The organism is Pseudophaeobacter profundi, from assembly GCF_029697505.1.
In the GTDB taxonomy this organism is placed as follows: Bacteria; Pseudomonadota; Alphaproteobacteria; order Rhodobacterales; family Rhodobacteraceae; genus Pseudophaeobacter; species Pseudophaeobacter profundi.
Window position 1 is genome coordinate 1 of record NZ_JARJEF010000190.1, and the last position, 283, is coordinate 283.

Annotated in this window: 1 protein-coding gene; it reads right to left on the minus strand. The window is 46.3% G+C overall.

The window, feature by feature from the left end; genetic code table 11:
* Positions 1–283: hypothetical protein (locus P2081_RS20705; RefSeq protein WP_278924671.1), on the minus strand; the 283-nt coding region annotated here is incomplete at both ends.

Consider the following 283-nt stretch of genomic DNA (forward strand, 5'->3'; position numbering starts at 1 on the left):
CTTTAGCAGTCTTGTGCACTTTTTTCAGAAGCAGTATCTTCCGCCACCACTGCTGTATGATGAGTGCTGCTTTGTTCTGGGAAAGTCGCATCGTCTGTTCTCTGTCTCTTTCGTCTGCTTCTTCCTGTAGCACTTGGACGAGTTCTTGTCTCGCTGCATGTTGTTGAGAGATTGTCACAAACTTCTCCTGCTGCTCGTCCAACTTGTTTCTGAGTTGCAGAAGAGCGATATCTAGTGCATCCACCTCCTCACTATGTCGCGCTGTCCACTTTTCTAATTTTTT